The organism is Citrobacter sp. wls718, assembly GCF_005280945.1.
In the GTDB taxonomy this organism is placed as follows: domain Bacteria; phylum Pseudomonadota; class Gammaproteobacteria; order Enterobacterales; family Enterobacteriaceae; genus Citrobacter; species Citrobacter gillenii.
Map to the genome: position 1 here is coordinate 93,913 of NZ_SZWV01000103.1, position 2,002 is coordinate 95,914.

Consider the following 2,002-nt stretch of genomic DNA (forward strand, 5'->3'; position numbering starts at 1 on the left):
CGTAATCAGTGCTTCAGAGAAATGATTAACATGAGGTGAACGGAACCCTTTCTCTGAGGTAGCATGTTCATTACTTCCGTCAATACAGGTTTATACTTTCTGAAACTGAAGCGTTAACTGAACGGCATTGCCCAGATGAGACCCGTGTAAATCATGCGAAACGGCTGTCTCGTCCATGTGGCTCGTTGAGATCCTGCCATGGCCCGATTGAAATAATACCGGTCGGATTGATGGTTTTGTGGCTACGGAAGTAGTGATGACGGATATGGTCAAAATTGACGGTCTCCGCAATGCCCGGCATCTGGTAAATATCGCGCAGGAAACCGTACAGATTCAGGTAGTCGCTGATGCGGTGCTTATCGCACTTGAAGTGGGTAACATACACCGGATCAAAGCGTACCAGCGTGGTCCACAGGCGAATATCTGCCTCGGTCAACTGGTCACCGGTCAGATAGCGATGCTGACCCAGAATCTGCTCCAGTCGCGTCAGTGAGTGAAACACTTTATCAACCGCCTCATCATATGCCTCCTGACTGGTGGCAAAACCGGCTTTATAGACGCCATTATTGACGTTGTCATAAATCCAGCTGTTCAGCTCGTCAATTTTACTTTGCAGGGCAGGCGGGTAGTAATCACCGGCTTTGGCGCCCAGTGCATCAAACGCCGTGTTAAACATGCGGATGATCTCCGCCGATTCATTACTGACGATGGTGTGATTCTTTTTATCCCACAGCACCGGTACGGTGACGCGGCCGCTGTACTGCGGGTCGGCGTGCAAATAGAGCTGATAGAGAAACTCGTGCTGGTAGAGCGTATCTCCCGTGGCGGCCGGGAAATTATCATCAAACGTCCAGCCGTTCTCTAGCATCAGCGGATGCACAACGGAAACGGAGATAAATGGCTCCAGACCTTTGAGCGTGCGTAGAATCAGCGTGCGATGCGCCCACGGACAGGCGAGGGAAACGTACAGGTGGTAACGGTCTTTTTCGGCGGCAAAACCGCCTGTGCCGGTCGGGCCAGGTTCGCCATCCGCGGTGAGCCAGTTACGGAAAGCCGATGCAGAACGTTGAAATTTTCCCCCGGTAGATTTTGTGTCATACCAGGTGTCATGCCAGACGCCGTCAATAAGTTGTCCCATGGTTTTGCCTCCTCAGATAGCAAAAGCGAGGAGATGTCTCCTCGCTTTTTGATGCGTTTAGTATAGCTTGCTTACCACTTTTTATTCAGTACGCGGTCAATGCTGAATGCGCCTGGACCGGTGATAGCCAGCAGCAGGAAACCGCCTGCGATGGTTAAGTTTTTCATGAACATCAGCGAGTTCATCCCTTCCGCAAAGTTGCTGTGGAAGATGAACGCGGTCAGCACCGTGAAGCCTGCGGTAAACAGCGCGGTAGTACGGGTCAGGAAGCCGAACAGAATGGCCAGGCCGCCGCCGAACTCAAGCAGAATAACCAGCGGTAACATGAACCCCGGAACGCCCATGGCTTCCATATATTGTTGGGTACCCGCATATCCGCTGATTTTTCCCCAGCCTGCAGAAATAAACAGGATTGGCATCAGAATGCGTGCTACCAGTACACCAACATCTTCTAATTTTTTCATCGTACTCTCCAGGAAACCACTCAGGCGGCTGATTTTGTTTTTTGTTGCATTAACGCTGTATAGGGCGTTGTTGCTGTCGATGGAGAGAATCATAAACGTGACGAATGACAATTGTTAGCAAGGAAAACTGTCAGTATTTTTCAAAAATTTTGAGTGAAGGGGGGAGATAGAATGAAGTAGGCCTTGCTATCAGGCCTACGTGGGGAGAACAGAAGAGATTAACCGCGCAGTTGCTGCTGTCTGATGGTCGCTTTGACCAGTCGCCAGGCGCTCCAGACGCTAAAGCCGCGTTTGGCCCAACGGACGAGCATATTTGGGTGGCGAATAGTACGAACGGCTATGATGCTGCTGCCAACCAGTATCCACGAGCGCAGGTTCAACAGCGTGTTCCAGCCACGAT

Annotated in this window: 3 protein-coding genes; all 3 read right to left on the reverse strand. The window is 51.0% G+C overall.

Features of this window, described 5'->3' with window-relative positions; genetic code table 11:
- Positions 1-151 precede the first annotated feature (151 nt).
- Entirely contained in the window at positions 152-1,138 is a 987-nt protein-coding gene (gene yqjG, locus FDW95_RS20460) for a glutathionyl-hydroquinone reductase YqjG (RefSeq protein WP_115257428.1), read from the reverse strand.
- Between the two features lie 71 nt (positions 1,139-1,209).
- Positions 1,210-1,602, reverse strand: coding sequence for a DoxX family protein (locus tag FDW95_RS20465; protein ID WP_135324236.1), 393 nt, complete (start codon positions 1,600-1,602; stop codon positions 1,210-1,212).
- A gap of 218 nt (positions 1,603-1,820) precedes the next feature.
- Positions 1,821-2,002, reverse strand: a 182-nt coding sequence (locus FDW95_RS20470; protein WP_249359265.1) for a YqjK family protein, incomplete at its 5' end; no start/stop codon positions are given.

Excerpts from the sequence above, each read along its gene's own strand:
- FDW95_RS20465 (WP_135324236.1), bottom strand. The coding sequence starts at position 1,602 with ATGAAAAAATTAGAAGATGTTGGTGTACTGGTAGCACGCATTCTGATG.
- yqjG (WP_115257428.1), bottom strand. The coding sequence starts at position 1,138 with ATGGGACAACTTATTGACGGCGTCTGGCATGACACCTGGTATGACACA.